The 7,655-nt window shown below is 68.7% G+C and carries 6 protein-coding genes and 1 pseudogene; 2 read left to right on the forward strand and 5 right to left on the reverse strand.

What is annotated here, in order from left to right:
• Positions 1 to 3: 3 nt before the first annotated feature.
• On the reverse strand, positions 4 to 909 hold the full coding sequence (gnd, locus tag P3H15_RS15640) for a phosphogluconate dehydrogenase (NAD(+)-dependent, decarboxylating) (RefSeq protein WP_276138088.1): 906 nt from the start codon (positions 907 to 909) through the stop codon (positions 4 to 6).
• A 197-nt stretch (positions 910 to 1,106) separates the two neighbouring features.
• Here gnd and zwf point away from each other — a divergent pair, with 197 nt between their 5' ends.
• Entirely contained in the window at positions 1,107 to 2,651 is a 1,545-nt protein-coding gene (gene zwf / locus P3H15_RS15645) for a glucose-6-phosphate dehydrogenase (RefSeq protein WP_276138089.1), read from the forward strand.
• A gap of 139 nt (positions 2,652 to 2,790) precedes the next feature.
• On the opposite strand, the gene hxlA is transcribed toward zwf, so the two are convergent.
• Positions 2,791 to 3,420, reverse strand: coding sequence for a 3-hexulose-6-phosphate synthase (hxlA, locus tag P3H15_RS15650; RefSeq protein ID WP_276138090.1), 630 nt, complete (start codon positions 3,418 to 3,420; stop codon positions 2,791 to 2,793).
• A 46-nt stretch (positions 3,421 to 3,466) separates the two neighbouring features.
• Entirely contained in the window at positions 3,467 to 4,048 is a 582-nt protein-coding gene (gene hxlB / locus P3H15_RS15655) for a 6-phospho-3-hexuloisomerase (RefSeq protein ID WP_276138091.1), read from the reverse strand.
• A 191-nt stretch (positions 4,049 to 4,239) separates the two neighbouring features.
• On the opposite strand from hxlB, the gene P3H15_RS15660 reads away from it, so the two are divergent.
• Positions 4,240 to 5,490: a LuxR C-terminal-related transcriptional regulator gene (locus tag P3H15_RS15660; protein WP_276138094.1), complete on the forward strand. Its 1,251-nt coding sequence runs from the start codon at positions 4,240 to 4,242 to the stop codon at positions 5,488 to 5,490.
• A 58-nt stretch (positions 5,491 to 5,548) separates the two neighbouring features.
• Here the strand turns inward: P3H15_RS15660 and P3H15_RS15665 are convergent, their stop codons facing one another.
• Complete coding sequence (locus P3H15_RS15665) at positions 5,549 to 6,721, reverse strand: FAD-binding oxidoreductase (protein ID WP_276138092.1); 1,173 nt, start codon at positions 6,719 to 6,721, stop codon at positions 5,549 to 5,551.
• A 17-nt stretch (positions 6,722 to 6,738) separates the two neighbouring features.
• A pseudogene (locus tag P3H15_RS15670) lies at positions 6,739 to 7,655 on the reverse strand (pyruvate dehydrogenase); the annotation flags it as partial.

Genomic DNA, 7,655 nt, shown 5'->3' on the forward strand with positions numbered 1-7,655 from the left:
GGGTTACGCGACCTCGACGGGCTCGGCGCTGCGGACGGCGTGCCCACCGAACTGCCGGCGCAGCGCGGAGACCGCCTTCATCGCCGGGGAGTCGTCCTGACGGGACGCGAACCGCGCGAACAGTGCCGCAGAGATCACGGGCGCGGGGACGGCGTGGGCGATCGCTTCCTCGACCGTCCACCGGCCTTCACCCGAGTCGTCGGTGTATCCGGAGATCGAGCCCAGCCCCGGGTCTTCGGACAGGGCTCGGACGAGGAGGTCCAGCAGCCAGGAGCGCACCACGGTGCCCTGCGACCAGGCCCGCAGCACCGCCGGCACATCGGCGATGGATTCCTCGGCCGCGAGAAGTTCGTAGCCTTCGGCGTAGGCCTGCATGAGCCCGTATTCGATACCGTTGTGCACCATCTTCGCGTAGTGCCCGGCTCCGATGCCGCCGGCATGGACGAACGAGTCCGCACGGTCCCCTGCGGGACGGAGGGCGTCGAAAATCGGTAGCAGCCGGGCGATGTCGTCCTCGTGGCCACCGGCCATGAGCGCGTACCCGTTCCGCCGTCCCCAGACGCCGCCGGAGACTCCGCAGTCGACGTAACGGACGTCGTGTTCGGCGAGCAGCGCCGCGTTCACCTTGTCGTCGGTGAACCGGGAGTTGCCACCGTCGACGACCACGTCGCCCGGGGCGAGGAGCCGGGAGAGTTGCTCGATCACCTGACGGGTGGGCACGCCGGCGGGCACCATCACCCACACGGCCCGGGGTGCGGGGAGGGCCTCGACGAGCGCCCCGAGGCTGCGGACGTCGCTGACATCGGGATTCGGATCGTAGCCGAGGACGTCGTGCCCCTTCTCACGCAGACGTTCGCGCATGTTCGATCCCATCCGACCGAGCCCTACCACACCGAGTTTCATCGTCACCGTTTCACTTTCGCCGTCGATCCGTCGAGTACCTGCTCTATGTGTAGTGCCGCGCGACGCCCGGTTCACCTGACCGGATGGGGAGCCGCTACTGGTCGCCCGGCCAAGTGCTTTCGCCGCTCGCCGCTCCGACACTGATAGCCGACGCATTGTCCGAATGCGCCTGTCGAGGAGCGAATGTACGGAGTGCAGCAGAAGTGACCGTGTCTGAAGTGCAGCAGAGCGTCCCGCTCACAAGCGAGGTCGGTGGCCGCGTCGGCGGGGAACTGGTGATCGGCGACATCGGCCCGGTGGCCGACTTGTCTTCGCTGGTGATCTTCGGCATCACCGGTGATCTGGCCCGCAAGAAACTGGTTCCCGCCATCTACGATCTCGCTCATTGTGGTCAGCTACCCGCGGGGTTCGATCTCGTCGGATTCGCCCGCGACGCCGCGAACAGCGAGCCGGTGTTGCGGGAGTCGGTGATCACTCACGCCCGGCGGCCATTCGACCCCGCGGTCTGGCAGGCCCTGACGCAGCGCATCCACCTGGTCGAGGGGTCGTTCGACGATCCGGGCGGGTTCACGCAGCTGGCCTCGCTGTTGGCCGTCCTCGATCAGCGCCGCGGCAAGCCGGACAATTACGTCTTCTACCTGTCGGTCCCGCCGTCCGCTTTCGCCACCGTGTGCGGCCGGCTCGCGGTCGTCGGGTTGAATCGGCCCGCACGCGGGTGGCGACGGGTGGTGGTCGAGAAGCCGTTCGGTCACGACCTGCCGAGTTCCCGGGCGCTCGAGGTCATACTGGCCCAATATTTTCCACCGTCGTCGATCTACCGGATCGACCACTATCTGGGCAAGGAAACGGTACAGAACATCCTCGCGCTGCGGTTCGCGAACGGGATGTTCGAACCGCTGTGGAACAACCGGCACATCGACCACGTGCAGATCACGATGGCCGAGAGTGTCGGGGTGACCGGACGGGCCGGCTATTACGACGGCGTCGGCGCCGCCCGCGACGTCATCCAGAACCACCTGCTCCAGTTGCTGGCGCTGATCGCCATGGAGGAACCCGTCGGCTTCGACGCCGACAGCATCGCCACCGAGAAGGTCAAGATCCTTTCCGCCACCGAACTACTCGGACCTCTGGATCAGACGTCGGCCCGCGGCCAGTACGGGCCCGGCATCGACGACGACGTTCGGCTCCCCGGCCTGACGGAGGAGGACGGGTTCCCTGCCGACTCGTCGACGGAGACCTTCGCCGCCCTGACCGTCGGGATCACCACTCGCCGCTGGGCGGGAGTACCGTTCTACATTCGCACCGGAAAACGGCTGGCGCGCAGGACCACCGAGATCGCGGTCACGTTCACGCCACCCGCTCACGGGTCGCCCGCGGCCCGTACCGCCGGGGTCTCGAACGTCCTCGTCTTCCGCGTCCAACCCGACGACGGGATCGAATTGCACATAGGCGCCAAGCGCCCGGGCGGTGGCATGCAGATCCAGCCGGTGAGTTTGGGCATGGACTTCCGGTCGGTGTTCGATCCGGCGCCGGATGCGTACGAGCGGCTGATCGGTGACGTCCTCCGCGGGGACGGGACACTGTTCCCCCGCCGCGCGGAAGTCGAGCACTCCTGGCGGATCATCGACCCCCTCCTGCAGCACTGGGCCACGGCCGGCCGGCCGGACACCTACCCGCCAGGCACCTCGGGCCCCGCTTCCGCCGACGACATCCTGAGCCGCTCCGGCCGGGTGTGGCGCACGCTCTAGTTTTCAGCGCAGTGGTCACCCCACGTGAGTGCCAAAGTGTGCCCCGGCACGCTTTGCCGCTCACCTGTCTCCCGTAGTTCCCGGACACGAGAAATACCCTGAGCAGCGATCCTGCTCAGGGTATTTCTCGGTAGGACAGCTACTTGGCGAGTGCGTCCTTGAGGGCCTTCGCCGCGGCAGCCGGGTCGGCGGCGCTGTAGATGGCGCCACCGGCGACGGCGACGTCCGCACCGGAATCACGGACGGCGGCGATGGTGTCGACCTTCACGCCGCCGGCGATCGAGAACGGCACGCCGGCGATCTTGCCGTCGTCGAGCAGGGTCTGGATCGAGTACCCGGGCTGGGCCTGCTCGTCGAGTCCGGCGTGGATCTCGACGAACGCGACACCGAGCTTGGCGATCTCCCGGGCCCGCTCGACACGGTTCTCGACACCGATCAGGTCGGCGACAACCTTCTTCCCGTGCTTCTGACCGGCCTCGACGGCACCCTTGATGGTGGCGTCACCAGCGGCACCGAGGACGGTGACCAGGTCGGCACCGGCTTCGAACGCGAGGTCGGCCTCGAGGAAACCGGCGTCGGCGGTCTTGAGGTCCGCGAAGACCTCCTTGTCGGGGTGCGCCGCCTTCACGGCGCTGATCACGCCGAGGCCGGCGCTCTTGATCAGCGGGGTGCCGAGTTCGATGATGTCGACGTACGGGGCGACCTTGTTGGTCAGCGCCAGCGCGTCGGCGGTGGTGAGAAGGTCGACTGCTACCTGCAGCTTCGTCATGTAGTTCTCCTGTTTCTTTCTTGGGGGGTTCGGGGGTGGTGCTGGTTCAGCCGATGTTGGCGTGGCGTTCCCACAGCCGCTGCGCGGTCTGGTCCGCGTGCGACCACAGCGCCTGGAACAGCGCGTCGAAGGCGAGGAGGACGGACTGCTCGAACAGACTGCCCGCGTACTGCGCGGTGATGGCGGCGCTGTGGTCCTGCTTGTCGGCCGCCGGGAGCACGAGGATCTCGTCGGCCCGCTGCGCGAGCGGCGACTCGGCGGCGGTGGTGACCGCGACGACGGAGGCGCCGACCTTCCGGGCGGTGTCGGCGGCGCCGATCACCGAGGCGGTGGTCCCGGATCCCGACACCGCGATCAGGACGTCGCCCGATCCGAGGGCAGGGGCGGTGACCTCACCGGCCACGTGGACGCGCAGGCCGAGGTGCATCAGGCGCATCGCGGCCATCTGCACGGCCAGGCCGCTGCGTCCGTTGCCGATCACGAACACCGCGCGGGCGGAGGTGATCAACGCTCCGGCACGGTCCCACTGTTCGGCGGCAACGGAATTGAGCAGCCGCTCGTTCTCGTCCAGCACGATGCGACGCCCATCGTCGAACCGTGTTCGAGTGTCTTCGACGGTGACGGTCATGATCCTCCTCGGTGTAGCGGGTCCGGTCGTGGAGACAAGATTGCCGAGCCCGCACCCGGACGGCACCCGGTCGCTCGACGAGTGGACGCTGGCCGGATGGCCAGTGCCGCCGCACACCGATCGGTCCTACGGTGGATGCCGTGGTAAGCGTCGAGGACACCGATCGGAAGCAAGCGCAGTCGTGGGCGGACATGCGCGCCGTGATCGCGGGCCCGCTGCCGGACATCGCGGCGCGCTTCTCCCGGTATCTGACCTCACTGTGGTCGCATGACGCGCTGGTGATCTTCACGTGTGAATGCACCGGACGACCACGGAAGGTCGCCGGGAACCGGGAGATCGTCGACCGCGTCACCATCGACGAACTCGACGCCCTGAAGAAGTCGGCCGACCTCGGCACGGTTTTCGACGGGGTCCACATCCTCGGAGGGGCCCGGCGCCCGCTCTGGGTGGTGCGCGATGTCACCGACACCCTGCTGGTCGTCGTGCCCAAGCGAGTGCAACCCGAACCGCCCGATCCGGACCTGTTCGTGGCGCTGTTCGGGATCGTCGCCACCTCGATCCGTCAGCAGGTCGCCCAGGCCAGCCCCGACTACCTCGCCGAGTCCCGCGCCGCGTCCAGTGAACGGGCCCGCACCATCGCCGAACTCACCGAGATTCACGACGCCACCCTGTCCTCGATCCTGGGGACACTGCGATCGAACGACCTCGACGATCGACGCTCCCGCATCACCGCCAGCGAGACGGCGTCGGCGGCGTTGATCGCGCTGCGATCGGCGGGCGACGCCGACCGCGCCCTCTCCGAGGAGGCGGTCACCACCGCGTTCGCCCGGCTCCAGGGAGAACTACGTCCGCTGCTGCGGCATTGCGAGGTCGAGATCGACTACGTCGAACCCCCGGCGGACGGGCGACCGCTTCCCGGCGAGATCGCGCATGCGGCCAGGGCGATGGTCCGCACCATCGTCCTGACGTTCGGGGCGCAACCGGAGCTGGCCCGGCTGCGGGTCGCGTGGGACTGCGACGGCGACAACGTGCTGCTCGAGGTCCGAGATCAGGGCTCCGGAGCGATCGACGGCAGCGCCCTCACCCGGCAACTCGCCGGGCGGCTGCACACGCTGCGCGGGCGCGTCGACATCGAGAGCATCGCCGGGTGGGGTAGCCGGGTGTCGCTCGTGATTCCGCTGGATCCCCCGGCCGCCCGCCCGGACGAGCACCTGTTGTCCACCCTCAATCCCCGGGAACTCGAGGTCCTCGCGCATCTGACGGTCGGCAAACGCAACAAGGCCATCGCCTCCGAGCTGGGCATCAGCGAGAGCACGGTCAAGTTCCACGTCGCCAGCGTGCTGCAGAAACTCGACGTCACCAACCGCGGTGAGGCCGGTGCGATCGGAATTCGCGCCGGCATTTCACCCGGAGCAACAATGGTCGCCGTCTCACGCCGCTAGCGCGACGCGTCGGTGTGGATCGCGGTGAGGGTGTCGAGCCATTCCTCCGCATCGGCGTTCAGTCAGCCACCGACGCAACCAGATAGCTCGGCGGCGCGATTCCGTCCAGCGCCAGCGCGACCGCGGCCCGGGCGGCGACGGGCCCCACCAGGTTGCCGGTCCCGTTGTACCCTCCGACCGCGAAGACGCCGGGCCGCACCTCGCAGCACAGGGGGCGACCGTCGGGAGTGAAGCCGACGGACGCCGCCCATCTCCGCGTCACCGACACCGACCGCCCGGCCATCCGTTCGGCCACCCGCTCGATGTGGGACTGCACCGGTCGGGTCGGCTCCGTGTCGGACGTCCACTCGGCGTCGGCGAACAGGTCGCGGCCACCGCCGACCAGCAATCGACCGTCAGCGGATTGCTGGGCGTAGTCGTACCCCCACCTCCCGTACACCGGGCACGGCAGCCGCGGCGGCAGTCCGGGTGCGGTGCCCAGCATCTGCAGTCGCGCGGTGCGGACTCGGCCGGCCAGCTCCGGAAGTACCTGCTCGAGTTTCCCGTCCACGGCCACCAGAATCACCGGTGCGCTGACCGTGCCGTGCCCGGTGTGCACGACTCCGGGCCCGAGTGAAGTGACCGGCGAATTCTCGTACAAGCTAGCCGAATTCCGCAGTATCGTCGCGAGACCCAATGCTCGGCGCGACGGATTCGTCGCCGCGTCGTCGGGCAGGAATATCCCCTGCCCCAGCTCCCCGTCGTAGGGTTCGACGGCGATGGCATTGTCCCGCAGTGCCTGTGCGAGCGCGTGACAATCCTCCAGTTCTGCTGCCCGCTCGGCGGCTTCGGCGTCGTCGACGGGATCGCCGGGAAGCCCGGCCAGCCGAATCGACCCGGTTCGCGTGATCACGTCCGTACTCAGCACGTCGGCGAGGTGGCCGAGTTCGGCGAGCGTCGCCCGGTACAGGTCCACCGACGCCGCACCCCACGCGGCGACCGACGAATGCAGGAACGCCGCCGGACCACCCAGCAGGAATCCGCCGTTCCGTCCGGCCGCGCCCGAGGCAACGCGGCCGGAATCGAGGCCGACGACGGTGAGCCCCCGGGCTGTCAGTTCCTCGACGGCGGCGAGACCGGAACCGCCGAGTCCGACGACGCACGCATCCGCGGTCCGGCGTGATTCCAACCGCGGCAACCCCGCCCATGTCGCCACGACCGGATCGTCGTCCCACGCGCACCGTGAATCCATGACGAACACGGCAGCTTTCAGTCGGTGAGGTCGAGGGCGGCGCGGACGATGCTGTCGGTGTCGATGCCGTGGTAGCGGTACACGTCGTCGAGGGATCCGACCTGCCCGAACCTGCTGACACCGAGCGCGGTACCGGCCACCTGGTTGATGCCGGTCAGGAACGCCAGGGTGTGCGGGTGCCCGTCCAGGACCGTCACCATCGGCGCCGCCCGGCCCGCCGGGAACACCTGATCCAGAACCCACGACGAACCCTCGGCCAGACCACGCCGCGCCTGCACCGCCTCGAACAACAATCCAGGACTGGTCACACACACCACATCCGCGGCAATCCCCTGCTCCGCCAACCGGTCCGCCGCGGCGAGGGTTTCGGTGATCACCGCACCCATCCCCACCAACGTCACCACCGGCCGCTCGGTGCGCCGCAACGTGTACGCCCCCGCGACGACCTGACGGCGCCGACGCTCGCGGGCCGCCGGATCCGTGGGCACCGCGGCGAGGGTCTGATCCACCGGTCGGGTCGAGAGCCGCAGATACGACGACGACCCGTCCGGCCGTCCCAACCGGGAAATACTGTCGAGCAACGTCCATTCGGTGTCGATCGCGAACGCCGGCTCGAAACTCACACACCCGGGCTGCTCCAGTCCGATCGAGGGGGTCTTGATCGACTGATGCGCCCCACCCTCGGCGGCGAGGGTCACGCCGGAGGGGGTGCCGACCAGGATCGACTGCCCGCCCGCGTAGATGCCGTACGACCACGGCTCGAGGGCGCGTTCGACGAACGGGTCGTACATCACCCCGATCGGGAACAGCGGCTGCCCCCACCGACTCCACGTCGCGCCGAGCTCCCCCATCAGGCCGACCAGGTTGGTTTCGGCGATCCCCAGTTCCATGTGCTGCCCGGTGGGCTTTTCCCGCCAGTGCATGATCGTTTCGG

This window comes from Rhodococcus sp. T2V, from assembly GCF_029269925.1.
Classification (GTDB): Bacteria; Actinomycetota; Actinomycetes; order Mycobacteriales; family Mycobacteriaceae; genus Rhodococcus_F; species Rhodococcus_F koreensis.

Excerpts from the sequence above, each read along its gene's own strand:
- hxlA (WP_276138090.1), bottom strand. The coding sequence starts at position 3,420 with ATGACGAAGCTGCAGGTAGCAGTCGACCTTCTCACCACCGCCGACGCG.
- hxlB (WP_276138091.1), bottom strand. The coding sequence starts at position 4,048 with ATGACCGTCACCGTCGAAGACACTCGAACACGGTTCGACGATGGGCGT.
- P3H15_RS15660 (WP_276138094.1), top strand. The coding sequence starts at position 4,240 with ATGCGCGCCGTGATCGCGGGCCCGCTGCCGGACATCGCGGCGCGCTTC.
- P3H15_RS15665 (WP_276138092.1), bottom strand. The coding sequence starts at position 6,721 with ATGGATTCACGGTGCGCGTGGGACGACGATCCGGTCGTGGCGACATGG.